14 protein-coding genes are annotated in these 17728 nt (G+C 55.7%); 8 read left to right on the top strand and 6 right to left on the bottom strand.

The genetic code is table 11. From position 1 onward, the window contains the following. Window positions 1–138: 138 nt before the first annotated feature. Window positions 139–468 carry a DDRRRQL repeat protein YjdP gene (gene yjdP, locus ACHHZ7_RS17875; RefSeq protein WP_003031807.1) on the bottom strand — a complete coding sequence of 110 codons (330 nt, stop codon included), beginning with the start codon at window positions 466–468 and terminating at the stop codon, window positions 139–141. 69 nt (window positions 469–537) lie between these two features. Beyond that, on the bottom strand, window positions 538–2802 hold the full coding sequence (locus tag ACHHZ7_RS17870) for a hybrid sensor histidine kinase/response regulator (RefSeq protein WP_060683104.1): 2265 nt from the start codon (window positions 2800–2802) through the stop codon (window positions 538–540). A gap of 114 nt (window positions 2803–2916) precedes the next feature. Here ACHHZ7_RS17870 and ACHHZ7_RS17865 point away from each other — a divergent pair, with 114 nt between their 5' ends. The 6 genes from ACHHZ7_RS17865 to ACHHZ7_RS17840 all read left to right on the top strand — a co-directional run bounded on the left by ACHHZ7_RS17865 (window position 2917) and on the right by ACHHZ7_RS17840 (window position 9138). Beyond that, window positions 2917–4440, top strand: coding sequence for a sugar ABC transporter ATP-binding protein (locus ACHHZ7_RS17865; RefSeq protein WP_060683103.1), 1524 nt, complete (start codon window positions 2917–2919; stop codon window positions 4438–4440). After that, window positions 4433–5428, top strand: coding sequence for a ribose ABC transporter permease (locus ACHHZ7_RS17860; protein ID WP_008786947.1), 996 nt, complete (start codon window positions 4433–4435; stop codon window positions 5426–5428). The genes ACHHZ7_RS17865 and ACHHZ7_RS17860 overlap by 8 nt, the downstream gene beginning before the upstream one ends. An 88-nt stretch (window positions 5429–5516) precedes the next feature. Continuing rightward, on the top strand, window positions 5517–6458 hold the full coding sequence (locus ACHHZ7_RS17855; protein WP_003826688.1) for an ABC transporter substrate-binding protein: 942 nt from the start codon (window positions 5517–5519) through the stop codon (window positions 6456–6458). Window positions 6459–6578: 120 nt separating this feature from the next. Then, complete coding sequence (locus ACHHZ7_RS17850) at window positions 6579–7262, top strand: D-lyxose/D-mannose family sugar isomerase (protein WP_032942114.1); 684 nt, start codon at window positions 6579–6581, stop codon at window positions 7260–7262. Between the two features lie 14 nt (window positions 7263–7276). Next, window positions 7277–8137, top strand: coding sequence for a ketose 1,6-bisphosphate aldolase (locus tag ACHHZ7_RS17845; protein ID WP_060683102.1), 861 nt, complete (start codon window positions 7277–7279; stop codon window positions 8135–8137). Continuing rightward, the gene (locus tag ACHHZ7_RS17840) at window positions 8134–9138 is read left to right on the top strand and encodes a carbohydrate kinase family protein (protein WP_100247236.1); all 1005 of its coding nucleotides are present in this window, start codon (window positions 8134–8136) and stop codon (window positions 9136–9138) included. Before ACHHZ7_RS17845 ends, ACHHZ7_RS17840 begins: the two co-directional genes overlap by 4 nt. Before the next feature lie 87 nt (window positions 9139–9225). Here ACHHZ7_RS17840 and ACHHZ7_RS17835 read toward each other — a convergent pair whose 3' ends face one another. Further along, the gene (locus ACHHZ7_RS17835; RefSeq protein WP_008786942.1) at window positions 9226–9957 is read right to left on the bottom strand and encodes a response regulator transcription factor; all 732 of its coding nucleotides are present in this window, start codon (window positions 9955–9957) and stop codon (window positions 9226–9228) included. Between the two features lie 288 nt (window positions 9958–10245). Here ACHHZ7_RS17835 and fdhF point away from each other — a divergent pair, with 288 nt between their 5' ends. Together fdhF and yjcO are read left to right on the top strand one after the other, a co-directional pair. After that, entirely contained in the window at window positions 10246–12393 is a 2148-nt protein-coding gene (gene fdhF, locus ACHHZ7_RS17830; RefSeq protein WP_081003612.1) for a formate dehydrogenase subunit alpha, read from the top strand. A gap of 91 nt (window positions 12394–12484) precedes the next feature. Next, window positions 12485–13168, top strand: coding sequence for a Sel1 family TPR-like repeat protein YjcO (gene yjcO, locus ACHHZ7_RS17825; protein WP_060683101.1), 684 nt, complete (start codon window positions 12485–12487; stop codon window positions 13166–13168). 78 nt (window positions 13169–13246) lie between these two features. On the opposite strand, the gene gltP is transcribed toward yjcO, so the two are convergent. The 3 genes from gltP to nrfF all read right to left on the bottom strand — a co-directional run bounded on the left by gltP (window position 13247) and on the right by nrfF (window position 17723). Then, on the bottom strand, window positions 13247–14557 hold the full coding sequence (gene gltP, locus ACHHZ7_RS17820; protein ID WP_020996087.1) for a glutamate/aspartate:proton symporter GltP: 1311 nt from the start codon (window positions 14555–14557) through the stop codon (window positions 13247–13249). Window positions 14558–14901: 344 nt separating this feature from the next. After that, window positions 14902–15513, bottom strand: a complete 612-nt coding sequence (gene nrfG / locus ACHHZ7_RS17815) for a heme lyase NrfEFG subunit NrfG (RefSeq protein WP_060683100.1) — start codon at window positions 15511–15513, stop codon at window positions 14902–14904. Beyond that, complete coding sequence (nrfF, locus tag ACHHZ7_RS17810) at window positions 15510–17723, bottom strand: heme lyase NrfEFG subunit NrfF (protein ID WP_060683099.1); 2214 nt, start codon at window positions 17721–17723, stop codon at window positions 15510–15512. Before nrfF ends, nrfG begins: the two co-directional genes overlap by 4 nt. Window positions 17724–17728 lie beyond the last annotated feature (5 nt).

The raw sequence follows: 17728 nt of genomic DNA, 5'->3' as shown, positions 1-17728 counted from the left end.
TTCCATAAGCATAGAGAGATTGTAGTGCATACATGCACTGTGCTCAAGTGCATTCATTAACATAAAATGGTGAGCTGTTGGGCGAGCAGGTAAATCCCTGCCAGAAAGATAAAATACCCATAAATTTAATCGTTACCGCTAACGATCGTAATCCTCTTCCATTCTGCGCTCTTCGTCTTCTAACTGACGCCGTTCTTGATCGAGCTGGCGCTGACGGTCATCCAGTTGGCGACGTCGATCTTCAAACTGGCGGCGGCGATTGTCATATTGCCTGCGCCGGTCGTCACTCATCTGGCGCTGCCAGCTTTCATCACGGGAGTCATCATAATCCCGCCCGTTGTCCGGTTTGTATGCGTCGTTAATCGCCTGCTGAATATTACCAATGGCGTCATCGATAATATCCGCCTGTGCCGATACGGTGGTCAGCATTAGCAAACTAAAAAGAAGGAATGTCGCGGAGCGTTGCATAAAACCAGCCTCATCAAGAAACTCGCCCCACGGTAATCAAAGCGTATTTGCGCGGGTAGCGGAGGAATCTCAATTACGCGAATGCCGCAGCGCCTGCGCCAGCTCTCCCCGAGTAAAAGGCTTACGCAATAGCGCCACATCCGGCAACGCCGGGTTATGCGCCGGACGTAAATCCTGACCGCTTATCAGCAGGATGGACAACTGCGGATAATGTGCCTGGGCATGGTTAACCACATCCACGCCGCTTAAACCACCTGGCAGCATTAAGTCGCTGATAAAAATATCAATCTCGGATGAAGCCGCCAGCATATGCATCGCCTGTTCCCCGTTGGCGGCCTCTAACGTCAGGTAGCCCAGCAGGTGTAATTGCTCGCACAACGTCTGACGTACATCGGCTTCATCTTCAAGCACCAACACCAGTTTTTCACCGCTGTTCGCCGCATGTACCGCCACCGGTTCTGCCTGAGCCTGCACCGGCACAACGGCGCGAGGCAGTTGTAGCCTGACCGTCGTTCCCTGCCCGGGAGCGCTTTCAATCTCCACCCGACCACCGGACTGGCGCACAAAACCGTAAACCATCGACAGCCCCAGTCCGCTGCCGCTACCGGTCTGTTTGGTGGTGAAAAACGGTTCGAAGACCTGGGCTTTCACCTCCTGTGACATCCCGCTTCCCTGGTCGGCAACCTCCAGCATCACCATATCCTGCTTGCGCCCATCGCTGCGCGTGACCCGCTGATTCCAGGTACGGATTTTAATCGTGCCCGCCTGCCCGTCCATGGCGTCACGGGCGTTCATCACCAGATTGATAATGGCGTTTTCCAGTTGGCTGACGTCAATCCACGCGGGCCAGGCGGGAGACTGGGCTTCAATCTCCAGCGTCAACGTGGCCGGAAGAGAGTGGCGCATCAGTTCGCCCAGATTTTCCAGCAGCGTTTTCAGCTCCACCGCATGAGGGTGCAACGACTGTTTGCGCGAAAAGGCCAGCAGTCGCTGGGTAAGCAACGCCCCACGCTCGGCGGCTTTTAGCGCCCGATTGACCCGCGGCGCGTCGGGAGAATCCGGATCCACCAGATCCAGACTGCCAATAATAACCGCCAGCAGGTTATTGAAATCATGTGCTAATCCACCCGTCAGTTGCCCCACCGCCTTCAGCTTTTGGCTGTGCAACAGCGCTTCTTCCAGCCCCTGACGTTCGGTGCGATCGATTTCCATCTGGCTGGTTTTTTCTTTGAGCAGTCGGGTGGTGTGCTCCAGCGACGCCGTATTCCGGGCAAAGACGCTAAAGGCGCGGGCCAGCTCGCCTAACTCATCACGCCGCTGCAGGGCCGGGACGCTGACGTCTGATTCACCGTGCGCCAGCCGGGTCATCGCCCGTGAAATGGCCGTCAGGTTGGAACCGAGATTACGGTAGATATACCACCCAGCAAAACCGGTGATCACCACCGCCAGCAGCGCAAACACTAAAATAAACAACGCGCCGGATTGCAGTTCCTGATGGCTTTGCGCCACCCGTTGCTCTGAGATCAGCGCCACCTGCGAGGCATACTGATTGATATCGCTGTTGAGGATCGCCACCAGCGCTTTGATATGAAACATATACCAGTTGATGGCCAAATCGCTCTGCTCCAGCGCGGAAGAGAGCGGCTCCAGCTTATGCAGCTCCTGGTTGAAGTCGTTGAGGATACCGCTAATCAGCGGACTAGCATGGCGCAAGGGAAGCGCAGGCATCACCGCATCCAGTTGTTTCACCACCGAACGCGGCGTGGGCGTGTCGATGGCGGCAACAATTAAGCGGTCCATCTGCCCCAGCAGCGCATCATCCTGCGCGCCGGTCAACTTTTGCAGATGACGTAAATAGCTTTGATTTTGATACAGCGAACTGAGCAACGCGTTACGCTCCAGGTGTCGCCGCTGCCCGCGCTGCAACATCCCTTCTACGCTGCTTTGTAGTTCATTACTGCGCTGGATAATACGCTCGACCAGCACCGGCTCTTGCTGTGCCAGCGGCGCGGTAGCCAGTTGTTCCAGCGACTGCTTCAGCGCCCTTTGCGTCTCCTGCAGCCGCTCCGCTTCCCCTTTGTATTCCAGCGCCCCGACCACCTGCGACAACCGCACCGCCGCTGTCGCCACGTTCGCCGTATCCCGCGCCAGGTTCATGCTGCCGGTCATGTCGTCAACGGTTTGCTGCTGCACCTGCTCCTGAATCTGACTGGCATGCTGAAAACCCAGCACCGCCACGCCGCTCACCATCAGCGTGACTGCCACCACCAGCAGATTGAAGAACAGCAATCGTCCGCGCGCACTGGCGAGAAAGTGACGTCCCGGTTGCGGCATATCACGCTCCGTGAAGAAAAATCGCAATATGACAAATATGAACGGCTTCTGACATTTTGCATTTACATTCCTGTGATGGACTGCTGATATCGGCCACCCCACAGGAGATCCGCCATGAGCAGGACACCGGTTCTGGAGATGCGCAACATTGCTAAAGCGTTTGGCAAATTTTACGCGCTGAAAGGGGTCGATTTAACGGTCTGGCCGGGCGAGATTCATGCCCTGATGGGCGAGAATGGCGCGGGGAAGAGCACCCTGATGAAGATCCTCGCAGGCGCCTATACCGCCACCAGCGGTGAGATCCTGATTGACGGTCAGCCGTTTCACATTCGCGGTCCCAAAGATGCACTTAGCGCAGGCATCACGCTGATTTATCAGGAGATGCAGCTCGCGCCGAACCTGACGGTAGCGGAAAATATCTTTCTTGGCAGCGAGCTGTCGCGCGGCGGGCTGGTCCAGCGTAAAGAGATGGTCATGCAGTCGCAGAAAGTCATCGACCGACTCGGCGCCCAGTTTAAGGCCAGCGACCGTGTGATGACATTGACCATCGCCGAACAGCAGCAGGTGGAAATTGCCCGCGCCCTGCACCGTAACAGCCGCATTCTGGTAATGGATGAACCCACCGCCGCCCTCTCCTCACGTGAAACCCACCGCCTGTTTGAACTGATCATGCGCCTGCGCGATGAGGGGATGGCGATTATCTACATCAGCCACCGCATGGCGGAAGTGTACGAACTCTCGGACCGCGTCAGCGTCCTGCGCGATGGGCAATATGTTGGCAGCCTGACCCGCGACAAGCTCAACGCCTCGGAGCTGGTACGCATGATGGTGGGCCGTCCGTTGAGCGATCTGTTCAACAAAGATCGCGACATTCCCTTAGGTAAAGCACGCCTCAATGTTCATCACCTGACCGACGGCCATAAAGTCCAGCCGTGCAGCTTGCTGGTGCGCTCCGGGGAGATCGTCGGCCTGGCCGGGCTAGTCGGTGCCGGGCGTTCTGAACTGGCTCAGCTGATTTTTGGCGTGCGTAAAGCCATCGGCGGCATGATTGAAGTAGACGGTGAACCAGTAGTGATCCACTCCCCGCGCGAAGCGATTGACCACGGCATTGGCTTTCTGACGGAAAACCGCAAAGAACAGGGATTATTTTTAGAGCTGGCAGCGGCAGAAAACATCACCATGGCAACGCTGGAGCGTGACGCCAACTGGGGCATGCTTGATCGCAAAAAGGCGCAGGCTATTTCCGATGACGCCATCAAGCTGCTCAACATCCGCGTGCCGCACGCACAGGTACGCGCGGGTGGGCTGTCCGGCGGAAATCAGCAAAAACTGCTGATTTCACGCTGGGTCGCGATCGGCCCACGTATTTTGATCCTCGATGAACCCACGCGCGGCGTGGACGTCGGTGCCAAAAGCGAGATCTACCGGATCATGAACGATATGGCGCGCAAAGGCGTAGCGATCCTGATGATCTCCAGCGAGCTGCCGGAAGTCGTCGGTATGAGCGATCGCGTGTACGTCATGCGGGAAGGCAGTATTGCCGGCGAGCTGAACGGACAAAGCATTACCCAGGAAAATATTATGACGCTGGCAACCGGCGTGAACGACTCCCACCATCAGGCGGTGCCCCATGAATAATCCAACCACTCCCCAGCAGGTGGCGAAATCCGCCTCCGCAAAAAAAATGCTGATGAGCGATCTGATGCAAACGGTCGGCATCTTACCGATTCTCATCCTGATTGTGGCGGTATTTGGCTTTATCGCGCCTAACTTTTTTACCGAAAGTAACCTGCTGAATATTACCCGTCAGGCCTCGATCAACATCGTGCTGGCGGCTGGCATGACCTTCATTATTTTGACCGGCGGGATCGACCTCTCGGTTGGCTCGATTCTCGGTACCACCGCTGTCGCAGCCATGGTCGTTTCTCTTATTCCTGAGCTTGCCATGCTATCGATTCCGGCGGCGCTGATGCTCGGTCTGGTGCTGGGATTGTTTAACGGCGCGCTGGTTGCTTTTGCCGGACTACCGCCGTTTATCGTCACGCTTGGAACCTATACGGCGCTGCGCGGTGCGGCCTATCTGCTGGCCGACGGAACAACGGTAATTAACTCCAATATCAGCTTTGAGTGGATCGGTAACAACTATCTCGGCCCGGTTCCGTGGCTGGTGGTCATTGCGCTAGCGGTGGTGGTGGTGTGCTGGTTCATTCTGCGCCGCACCACGCTCGGCGTTCATATCTACGCGGTCGGCGGCAATATGCAGGCCGCACGTTTAACCGGGATCAAAGTGTGGCTGGTGCTGCTGTTCGTCTACGGCATGAGCGGTTTGCTCTCAGGCCTTGGCGGGGTGATGAGCGCCTCGCGGCTGTATAGCGCCAACGGCAACTTAGGCATGGGTTACGAGCTGGACGCCATCGCGGCGGTGATCCTCGGCGGCACCAGCTTTGTTGGCGGGATCGGCACCATCACCGGCACGCTGGTGGGGGCGTTGATAATCGCCACGCTCAATAACGGCATGACGCTGATGGGCGTCTCCTATTTCTGGCAACTGGTGATCAAAGGGGCGGTGATCATCATAGCGGTGCTGATCGACAAATACCGTACCCGACACCATCAAAGTGCATAGACAAGCTTACTGGCCTACTCATTCGTAGGCCTGATAAGCGCAGCGCCATCAGGCGTATAACAACAATACCCTACGTGAGGAAACGAGTATGCGTTTGAAGCCATTAGTAACCGCGCTCTGTGCTGGCGCCCTGCTTGCTGCAGCTCCGTTTGTGCAGGCAAAAGAACTGAAATCGATCGGCGTTACGGTGGGCGATCTGGCCAACCCGTTCTTCGTGCAGATCACCAAAGGCGCGGAGCTGGAAGCACGCAAGCTGGCAGGTGATAGCGTTAAAGTAACGCTGGTTTCCAGCGGCTACGATCTGGGTCAACAGGTGTCGCAGATCGACAACTTTATTGCCGCCAAAGTCGACATGATTATCCTTAACGCCGCCGACTCCAAAGGCATCGGCCCGGCGGTAAAACGCGCGAAAGACGCCGGGATCGTGGTGGTTGCCGTTGACGTGGCGGCGGAAGGCGCAGATGCGACCATTACCTCCGATAACACCCAGGCAGGTGAAATGGCCTGTAAATACATTACCGACCGCCTGAAAGGCAAAGGCAACGTCGTCATCATCAACGGGCCGCCGGTTTCCGCCGTCCAGAACCGCGTGGAAGGCTGCCAGACTGAGTTTAAACGCCACCCTGACATCAAGGTGCTGTCGCATAACCAAAACGCCAAAGGCAGTCGTGAAGGCGGGCTGGAGATCATGACCGCGCTGCTGGCGGCGAATCCGAAGATCGACGGCGTATTCGCCATTAACGATCCGACGGCGATCGGTGCCGATCTGGCGGCAAAACAGGCGCAGCGTAGCGAATTCTTTATTGTCGGCGTAGATGGATCCCCGGACGGTGAAGAAGCGCTGAAGCGCGAAAACTCACTATTTGTGGCGACTCCGGCACAAGATCCGCAGGTGATGGCTGCCAAAGCGGTCGAAATCGGCTATGACATATTGCAGGGGAAACCCGCCCCGAAAGAACCCGTGCTGATCCCAGTGACGATGATCGATAAAAACAACGTCGGCAGTTATAAGGGTTGGACGGTTAAATAGCCCGCCACAACAACGCCGGATGGTGGCAAAAATGCCCTATCCGGCCTACAAGATCGCTATGAATTTGTAGGCCGGATAAGCGCGGCGCCATCCGGCATTATATTAAGGAGGATTCAGCCGATGAAACGCTCCGCAATAAACGAGATCCTTGGCCACACGCGCCAGTTTTTCTCTCAGCACGACGTGCATCTCCCCCCTTTTGCCAGCTTCCCCCCGACCCAATGGCGCAAGCTTGATGCTGCAGCCTGGAGCGAAGTGTTCGACCTTAAGCTCGGTTGGGATGTCACCGCATTTGGCGGCAACAATTTCGCCGCGCAAGGGTTAACGCTGTTCACTCTGCGTAATGGCTCGCCGAAAGGAATGCCTTACGAGAAATGCTACGCCGAGAAAATCATGCATGTTCGCGATGCGCAGGTCACGCCGATGCATTTTCACTGGCGCAAACGCGAAGACATTATCAATCGAGGCGGCGGCAATTTAATTGTGGAACTGTGGAATGCGGGGATCCGGGAACAAACGGAGGAGACCGACGTCAGCGTGGTGATTGACGGCTGTCGGCAAACCCATGCAGCGGGCAGTCAGTTACGCCTGACGCCGGGTGAAAGCATCTGCCTGCCGCCGGGACTGTATCACAGCTTCTGGGCGGAAGAAGGTTTTGGCGACGTGCTGGTCGGCGAGGTTTCTTCTGTTAATGACGACGACCACGATAACCACTTTTTGCAACCGATCGCCCGCTATAACGACATTGAAGAAGACGAGCCGGCGCAGCTGGTGCTGTGTAACGAATATCGCCTGTTCCGCTAACCAAGGAGCGCATTATGCCGTTGATATCTCTCGCTGATGGTCTTGCCCATGCCCGTGAGCATCGTTATGCCTTAGGGGCATTTAATGTTCTGGATTCACACTTCCTGCGCGCGCTGTTTGCCGCGGCAAAGCAGGAACGTTCGCCGTTTATCATCAATATCGCCGAAGTACATTTTAAATATATCTCGCTGGATTCTCTGGTCGAAGCGGTCAAGTTCGAAGCCGCGCGGCATGACATTCCGGTGGTGCTAAACCTTGACCACGGCCTGCACTTTGAGTCGGTAGTGCGGGCACTACGCTTAGGGTTCAGTTCAGTGATGTTCGATGGCTCCACGCTGGAGTATGAAGAAAATATCCGCCAGACCCGAGAAGTGGTGAAGATGTGCCGCGCCGTCGGCGTGTCGGTGGAAGCCGAACTGGGTGCGGTGGGCGGTGATGAGGGCGGCGCGCTGTACGGTCATGCCGACGAGTCGCTGTTTACCGACCCAATGATGGCGCGTGATTTCGTCGACAGAACCGGGATTGACGCGCTGGCGGTCGCCATTGGCAATGCCCACGGCAAATACAAAGGCGAACCGCTGCTCGACTTCCCGCGTCTGGACGCCATTCGCCAGCAGGCGGCAATCCCGCTGGTACTGCACGGCGGCTCCGGCATCAGCGACGACGATTTCAAGCGTGCGATTGAACTCGGCATTCACAAAATCAACTTCTATACCGGCATGTCGCAGGCGGCGCTGTCGGCGGTAGAAACACGGATGGCGAATCGCCAGCCGCTGTACGACGAATTCGCCGAACTGCTGCTCGGCATTGAAGAGGCCATTACCGATACCGTTTCGGAACAGATGCGCATTTTTGGCAGCGCGGGACGGGTCTGATGGAACGCAAAGGCGTTATCGCCGCAGGCAACATGCTGGTCGATCACGTGCATCAAATTGTGCAGTGGCCGGAACGTGGCTGGCTGGCGGAAATCACCCGTAGCGAACGCGCCACGGGCGGTGCGCCGCTTAATGTGCTGCTGACGCTGGCAAAAATGCACACTGGGCTGCCGTTGCAGGCGGTGGGGTTAATCGGTCAGGACAGCGACGGCGACTACATCATGGCGATGCTGGAGCAGTATCACGTTAATCGCCAACACGTGCAGCGCACCACATTCGCCCCCACGTCGATGTCGCAGGTGATGACCGATCCCAGCGGTCAGCGCACCTTTTTCCACTCGCCCGGTGCCAATCGGCTACTCGATCTGCCTGCGTTTGAGCAACTGGATACCTCGATGAAAATCTTCCATCTGGGATATCTGCTGCTGCTCGACAGTCTGGACATGCCGGATGAGGAGTTCGGGACGCGTAGCGCACGGCTGCTGGCGCAAATGCGCGACAACGGCTTTGAAACGTCGCTGGATCTGGTCTCACGCAAGGGCGACCCGCGCTATCAACCGCTGGTGATGCCAGCCCTGCGCCATCTAGACTATCTGGTGATTAACGAGCTGGAAGCCGGGGAGTTCAGCGGGCTGGAGATCCGCCAGCCCAACGGCGAACTGCATATTGCGCACATCGCCACCGCCGCACGCGAATTATTGGATGCAGGTGTACGCCAGCGGGTGGTGATCCACTGTCCGGAAGGTGCCTGGGGTGAAGCGCCGGATCTGCCGGGCGTCTGGATCCCGTCGCAGTACCTGGCGCAGGAGGAGATCGTTGGCAGCGTCGGGGCGGGAGATGCGTTTTGCGCTGGATTTTTGTATGGCTGTCATGAGCGCTGGTCGCTGACGGACAGCGTCAGGTTGGCACACGCCTGTGCGCGGGCAAGCTTGCTGTGCGCGAATGCGATAGATGGCGCGAAGACGCTGGCAGAGTTGAAAGCAGAAATGGCTGACGCCTGATGCGCTACGCTTATCAGGCCTACGGAGTTGTTATCGCTTTTGTAGGCCGGATAAGGCGTTTACGCCGCATCCGGCAACTGCACACGTTCACGCCGCCTTATCGTGATGTTGCACGTCGGCGGCAAACACATAACCCAGCCCGCGCAGGGTTTTGATCAACATTGGCTGGTGCGGGTTGTTCTCTATTTTTCGCCGCAGCCGCATGATTAACACGTCAATAGTGCGGTCAAACACCTCAACGCTGTCGCTGCGCGTCAGCTCCAGCAGTTGTTCTCGGCTCAGCACCCGCCGGGCATTTTGGGCCAGCGCCAACAGCAGGCTGTATTCCCCTTGCGTCAACTCCACCTTCAACTGCTGGGGATTATGTAACTGGCAACCGGCGGTATCGAGATGCCAGCCATTAAAAGAAAGCCCCGTGGTCTGTGGGCCGCCGCTTTCTGCCGTTAACACGCCAACGCGTCTGAGCACCGCCTTTACCCGCGCCACCAGCACCCGCGCATTGAACGGCTTACCGATATAGTCGTCAGCCCCCATTTCCAGCCCAACAACCACATCCGACTCGCTGCCAAGCCCGGTCAGCATCACCACCGGTAATCCGGGTCTCATCTTTTGCACCTGCTGCAACACCATCAGACCGTTGATATCGGGCAACATCATGTCCAGCAATACCAGAGCGATATCCGGCTGAGTCTCAATGCAGCGCAGCGCCTCCTGCCCGGTGTGACAGGCGGTCACCGTAAAGACGTGTTCGCTCAGCACATCCTGTAAAAGCGTGCAGACAGCGATGTCATCATCCACAACCAGTATGGCTGGCTTCATTGTTTTTCCCCATTTCTGGCCAACTTAAATGAGTGTGATTGATTCTGCACAGAGTGACAGCGATAAGGCACAAGGATGTGCGGGAAACATAACCTCGGTCACACTGCCGGGGCGTCACGTATTGGAGATTCGTCACGTCAAATATGACGACAGCCTGTTTTTCGTCAGGGTTTTGCGCAAAATTCGCCCGTAATATCGACTAATGCCCCTGATAAAAACATGGCATAAAAGATGCATAACAAAAACGACAAGCGCGTATGCGCGATTTGATTAACTGGAGCGAGACCGATGAAAAAAGTCGTCACGGTTTGCCCATATTGCGCATCAGGTTGCAAAATCAACCTGGTGGTCGATAACGGCAAAATCGTCCGGGCTGAAGCGGCGCAGGGGAAAACCAACCAGGGTACCCTGTGTCTGAAGGGCTACTATGGCTGGGATTTTATCAATGATACCCAGATCCTGACCCCTCGTCTGAAAACCCCTATGATCCGTCGCCAGCGTGGCGGCAAACTGGAATCCGTTTCCTGGGATGAAGCGCTTGATTACGTCGCCAGTCGTCTGAGCGCCATCAAAGCGAAGTATGGCCCGGACGCTATTCAGACGACCGGTTCATCTCGCGGTACGGGTAACGAAACCAACTATGTAATGCAAAAATTCGCGCGCGCCGTTATTGGTACCAATAACGTTGACTGCTGCGCTCGCGTCTGACACGGCCCATCGGTTGCAGGTCTGCACCAATCGGTCGGTAACGGCGCAATGAGTAATGCTATCAATGAAATTGATAACACAGATTTAGTATTCATCTTCGGGTACAACCCGGCGGATTCCCACCCGATCGTGGCGAATCACGTGATTAATGCTAAACGTAACGGGGCGAAAATCATCGTCTGCGATCCGCGCAAAATTGAAACCGCGCGTATTGCCGACATGCACATCGCGTTGAAAAACGGCTCGAACATCGCGCTGCTCAACGCTATGGGTCATGTCATCATCGAAGAAAAACTGTATGACCAGGCGTTCGTCGCCTCCCGTACGGAAGGATTCGAAGAGTACAGCAAGATCGTCGAAGGCTACACGCCGGAGTCCGTCGAAGATATCACTGGCGTTAGCGCGCAGGATATTCGTCAGGCTGCACGTATGTATGCCACGGCGAAAAGCGCGGCCATCCTGTGGGGCATGGGTGTTACCCAGTTCTATCAGGGCGTGGAAACCGTGCGTTCACTGACCAGCCTCGCAATGCTGACCGGCAACCTCGGTAAGCCGAGCGTGGGCGTTAACCCGGTTCGTGGGCAGAACAACGTTCAGGGCGCATGTGACATGGGCGCGCTGCCGGATACTTATCCGGGCTATCAGTATGTGAAAGATCCGGCTAACCGCGAGAAGTTCGCTAAAGCCTGGGGCGTGGAAAGTCTGCCTGCTCATACCGGCTATCGCATCAGCGAACTGCCGCACCGTGCAGCGCATGGCGAAGTACGCGCGGCGTACATCATGGGTGAAGATCCATTACAAACCGATGCTGAACTCTCCGCAGTGCGCAAAGGCTTTGAGGATCTGGAACTGGTCATCGTGCAGGATATCTTCATGACCAAAACTGCCGCTGCCGCAGACGTTATTTTACCGTCTACGTCATGGGGTGAGCATGAAGGCGTATTCTCCGCAGCTGACCGTGGCTTCCAGCGCTTCTTTAAAGCCGTTGAGCCGAAGTGGGATCTGAAAACGGACTGGCAGATTATCAGTGAAATCGCCACCCGTATGGGCTACCCGATGCACTACAACAACACCCAGGAAATCTGGGACGAGTTGCGTCATCTGTGCCCGGATTTCTACGGTGCCACTTACGAGAAAATGGGCGAACTGGGTTATATCCAGTGGCCTTGCCGCGACACCTCAGAGGCCGACCAGGGTACGTCTTATCTCTTCAAAGAGAAGTTCGACACCCCGAACGGCCTGGCGCAGTTCTTCACCTGCGACTGGGTAGCGCCAATCGACAAACTCACTGAGGAGTACCCGATGGTACTGTCTACAGTGCGTGAAGTCGGCCACTACTCTTGCCGTTCGATGACCGGTAACTGTGCGGCGTTGGCCGCGCTGGCGGATGAACCGGGCTATGCCCAGATCAACACCGCCGATGCAGAACGCCTGGGCATCCAGGATGAAGAGCTGGTGTGGGTGAACTCGCGTAAAGGTCGGGTCATTACCCGTGCGGCAGTCAGCGATCGTCCAAACAAAGGCGCAATTTACATGACCTACCAGTGGTGGATTGGCGCATGTAATGAGCTAGTAACCGAGAACTTAAGCCCGATTACCAAAACGCCGGAGTACAAGTACTGTGCTGTTAACGTTGAACGCATTGCCGATCAGCGCGCTGCCGAGCAGTATGTCATTGATGAGTACACCAAGCTGAAAGCCAGCCTGCGCGAAAGCGCGATGGGTTAAGCTTCCCCTGACGGCCTCCATTCGGAGGCCGTTTTTTTATGCACATAATCTCTCTATACTGTTCATTCCCTACACTAAATCTAAATATAAGATGAAACGACTTTTCGCCTTGATGGTGTTAATGACATGCTTTGTCCATGCCGAAGAGCCCGGTAGTCAGTTTTTGAAAGCCGCCGAGTCCGGAGACCGACGCGCACAATATTTCCTCGCTGATACCTGGTTTAGTTCAGGCGATTTGGGTAAAGCGGAATACTGGGCGCAAAAAGCCGCCGATAACGGCGATGCGGATGCCTGGGCTTTGCTGGCGCAGATTAAGATTACCAATCCGGTCAGTCTGGATTATCCCGAGGCCAAAACGCTGGCGGAAAAAGCGACCCAGGCAGGCAGTAAGACAGGGGAAATTACGCTGGCGCGTATTCTGGTCAACACTCAGGCTGGACACACCGATTACCCCAAAGCCATTACCTTGCTGCAAAACGCCTCCGAAGACCTGGAAAACGACTCCGCCGTCGACGCGCAAATGCTGCTTGGGCTGATTTACGCCAACGGCGTGGGTATTCCCGCAGACGATGAGAAAGCGACGTGGTATTTCAAACGTAGCTCTGCCATTTCCCGCACCGGCTATTCCGAATACTGGGCCGGGATGATGTTCTTAAACGGTGAGCAGGGTTTTATCGTGAAGAATAAACAGAAGGCACTGCACTGGCTGAATCTGAGCTGTACGGAAGGATTCGATACCGGCTGCGAAGAGTTTGATAAGTTAACCAACGGGTAGTCGTTGTAGGCCTGATAAGCGTAGCGCCATCAGGCAACCCGGAGCAGGTTGCCTGATGGCGGCGTTGCCTTATCCGGCCTACAAGGCGGTCTTATCAAACTTACCTAATACTTCGCGCTCATAGGCCAGCGCTTTTTTGCGGTCAAATTTGTGTTCCCACTTGGAGATAACCAGCACCGCCAGTGCGTTACCCACCACGTTCAGCGCGGTACGCGCCATGTCGAGGATACGGTCAACACCGGCAATAAACGCCAGGCCTTCCAGCGGGATCCCCACGCTGCCCAGCGTTGCCAGCAGCACCACGAATGATACGCCCGGCACGCCCGCAATCCCTTTCGAGGTCACCATCAACGTCAACACCAGCACTATTTCCTGCCACAGCGACAGGTCGATACCATACAGCTGCGCAATAAAGATCGCGGCAATACTCTGGTACAGCGTTGAACCATCAAGGTTGAATGAGTAGCCGGTCGGCACCACAAAGCTGGTGATTGAAGCCGGTGCGCCATAGGCTTCCATCTTCTCGATAATACGCGGCAGTACGCTCTCGGAGCTGGCGGTAGAGTAAGCCAGAATCAACTCGTCTTTCAGAATGCGGATCAGGATCCAGATGCTCAAACCGCAGATACGCGCGACAATCCCCAGCACCACCAGCGCGAAGAACAGGATGGCAAAGTGCACCAACAGCACCAGCTTCGCCAGCGGCCACAGGGAGGCAAAACCGAAGTTTGCGACGGTAACGGCAATCAGCGCGAAAACGCCGACTGGCGCATAGCGCATAACCATGTGGGTCACTTTAAACATGGTTTCGGAAATAGAGCGGAACACGGTAACCAGCGGTTCGCGGTGAGTTGCCGGCAGGGAAGACAAACCTAAACCGAACAGCACCGAGAAGAAGATAATCGGCAGCATATCGCCTTTTGCCATCGAGGCGACGATATTGGTCGGCACCAGTGACAAAATTGTCCCCATCAAACCATGCGCGTGGCTCTGTACTTCTGCAGTCGTGCTTTGATATTTCGAAATATCCACGGTCGCCAGTTGCGACATATCAATCCCGGAACCCGGCTGGAACACATTAGCCAGCGTGATCCCAAGGATAATCGCCACGGTGGTGATCACTTCGAAATAGAGAATAGTTTTGGCGCCAATGCGGCCCAGCTGTTTTGCATCACCGACTCCGGCAATACCGACAACCAGCGTAGAGATGACAATGGGCACAACGATCATTTTGATCAGATGGATAAAGATATCGCCCGCCGGTGACAGCAGGTTTACAACCAGCCATTCACGGCTGTCACTATGGTAATGCAGGTAACTCCCTAGCAGAATGCCCAGCACCATGGCGATTAGAATCTGCCATGCCAGGCTGACTTTCAAATTTTTCATAACAACGGACTTCCTCGATGGAGCGCTATTCCACATGCGGTGTGTGGGAATAGTACATACTGAAAGGGTATGAATTGTGTTGCGTTCGTTTATGGAGTTTTTTAACGCTTATTATCATTATCATCTGCATGGCATTCCGCGCAACCCTCTAAGAACAGGGCTTTTGGCTGATTTTATGCATAAAAATGCAATTTTATCGCGGTATTGATGAATAACTTTTTGTTATAAAAGAATTTTAATATGTTCAAAAATGAAGAAGTCATGGTGTGAGTTTTTTTCGCCCATTTGTTCGTTTGCCTGTTTTTTAAACAGGCCAAATGATACAAATCACAAAAAAAACAAATTTATTTTTGCCGATTCTGCAATAACTTCGCCATATTAATAGAGTCAACGAGCTGTGCCCGGTTCACCCTAGGCGAGTTTAAATCCATAACCTTTTGCCACACTGAAATAGCCTGGGCGTAGTCTGCCTGCATAAACGCATCTGAGGCTAACAGCATCAGCGCGGTGACCTCTGCCGGGTCCAGCGCCAGAGCCTTATCAATCATCTCGCGAGTGGGTGGCGTCATATGTTGTCCGGACTGGTAATACAATACCGTTGCCATCGCTGAATAGATCTCAGCATTTTCACCGCCGACACGCAGCGCCTGCTCGTAGGCCAGCAGCGCATTATGATACGCGTTTTGCCAAAGATAGTACTCCCCGAGTTGCGCCCATTTCACGCCGTCCTGGGGATTAGCGCGAATCTGCGATTGCAGCAAAAGCAACTGTTTTTCCTGAACATTCTCATCGGAGAAAGCATGTAAAGGGTCCGCCAGTCTCGTCTGCTCCTGACGAACCGCCTGCCATTTTGGCGTCAACAAGTAGCCTCCAATGCAGGCCACAACCATCAGCACCGCCGCAGCGGTCAGCCGCTTCACAGGCATTGGGCGTAACAGCGGTTCGGACTGGTTCATTGTTCACCTTCCTCCGTATGCTGACGTCTTCTCACTCGCCAGACCACCACACCTACCAGCAATAACAACAGGCACGGTAACGCCCACAGCAGCAGCGTTTGCTCATTCAGCGGCGGATTATAACGAACGAAGTCACCATAACGCTCGGTCATCCATGTCGTGATCTCAGCTTCGCTTTTCCCTTCCGCCACCATGCTATAAACCTGATGGCGCATACTGACCGCTACCGGCGCATTGGATTCCAGTAGGTTTTGGTTCTGACACTGTGGGCAGCGAAGCTGGCTGGCAATGGACAGCGCTTGTTCCTGCTGTTGCGGATTTTCAAAGTGCCAGGTATCCACAACCTGGGCATGGGTGGTAAAAGGTAGAAAAATCAGTAAAGCCACAAGTAACATCGTTTTGCCGGATGGCGGCGTGAACGCCTTATCCGGCCTACCCTGCTTTTCACTCGTAGGCCTGATAAGCGCAGCGCCATCAGGCAATAACTCTGGATGCTTCCTTCCTCGCCATGCGCTCAGCAGCGCGCCAAAGACCATTAATAGTCCCCCACCCCAAATCCAGCGCACGCCGGTCTGCACGTACAAACGCATGGCATAGCGGTCAGGTCCGGTTTTTTCACCCATTACCGTGTACCAGTCATGCATCAGATTCCAGCGGATCCCCGGCTCCATCATCTGTTGACGGCGCGCGGCATAGAAGCGCCTTTCGGGTTGCAGGCTGCCAATACGTTTCTCATTGTGCCACAGCGTGATCTGCGCTTTTTCACTGGTGTAGTTACCTTTGGCTTCCAGGTCGAGACGCTCAAAACGGAAAATGTAACCCGCCAGTTCAACCTGCTGCCCAGGGCTCAGGTTCAGGCTTATCTCCTGACGGCTACCGCTGGAAAAGACGATCCCCGCCGCAAACACCAGCACCCCAGCATGCGCCAGCAGTGCCGGAAGCTGGATGCGGAAAGACACGTTGCGGCTTCTGACCGTTGCCAGCACGATAACCAGCAGCATCAGCAGGCCAAAGGGCAGCGTAGCACGGTTAAAGTACGGTGCGCCTACGGAGAGCCGTCCCCAGCCGAACAGCCCGTAAATCATCGGGTAGAGCGTGCCAATCAACACAATCAGCAGCACCGCACTAAAGAGCAGCAGCGCAACCAGAATCAGCATCTCGCGTGACCAACCGCCAAAACGCGCATTCTGCCGGACTTGCTGGCCCCGCCAGGCGTACAGCCCGAGCGACGCCAGACTCAACACGGTAAACAGCGCAAACAGCGGCGCGGCGCGGACGTTATCCAACGCGAAAGCATGCACCGAAACGAGAATGCCGGAACGTACAATCAGCGTCCCAAGCAGCGATAAAATCAGCGTGACGATCGCCAGTAGCAGCGACCAGTGGCGGAAGATTCCGCGCTGGCGCGTGATATACAGGCTATGCAGCAGCGCGCTGGCGGAAAGCCAGGGTAATAAGGAAGCATTTTCAACCGGGTCCCAGAACCACCAGCCGCCCCAGCCCAGCTCGCAGTAGGCCCACCAGGAGCCGAGGATAATCCCCAGCGTCAGCGCGCACCAGCCGGGCAGCGCCCAGCGCCAGCACACCCAGGCGCTCTGCGCATTAAAGTCACCACGTAGCAGCGAGGCCAGCGCCACGCCTGCCGCCACCATCAAACCACCGTAACCCAGGTACAGCAGAGGTGGATGGAGGATTAACCCGAGATGTTGCAGCATCGGGTTAAGGTCGCGCCCTTCAATGGCAGGCGGGAAGATGCGCACGAACGGATCGGACCATACCACCACAAACAGCAGCAGCAGGGCCGTTATCATTGAAAGGACGCTGAGCGTCAGCGGAAACAGCGCGTCGGTATCACGCCGATAGCGTAAAGCGAACAGCGCGCTCCAGCCGGAAAGAAACAGCACCCACAGCAGCAGCGATCCTTCATGACCGCCCCACACCGCCGCCAGTTTTAATCCCCACGGCAGCAGGCTGTAGCTGTGCTGAGCAACGTAGACCACCGAAAAGTCGCTGGTCAAAAAGCAGAATACCAGAATGGCAAAAGCCAGCAGTAGCAGGGTAAATTGCGCCCACACGCCCACCGTTGCAAGGCGCATCACCCCTTGCCAGCGCTGGCGGACACCCACCAACACGGCAAGCGGGGTCAACACGTTGACCCCAAGGCTTAATAACAGCGCCAGAAAACCGGCTTCAGGAAGGAGAACGTCCAGATATC

Source organism: Citrobacter freundii complex sp. 2024EL-00216 (assembly GCF_043945515.1).
GTDB lineage: Bacteria > Pseudomonadota > Gammaproteobacteria > Enterobacterales > Enterobacteriaceae > Citrobacter > Citrobacter portucalensis.
This window is presented reverse-complemented; position numbering and strand designations above follow the sequence as displayed.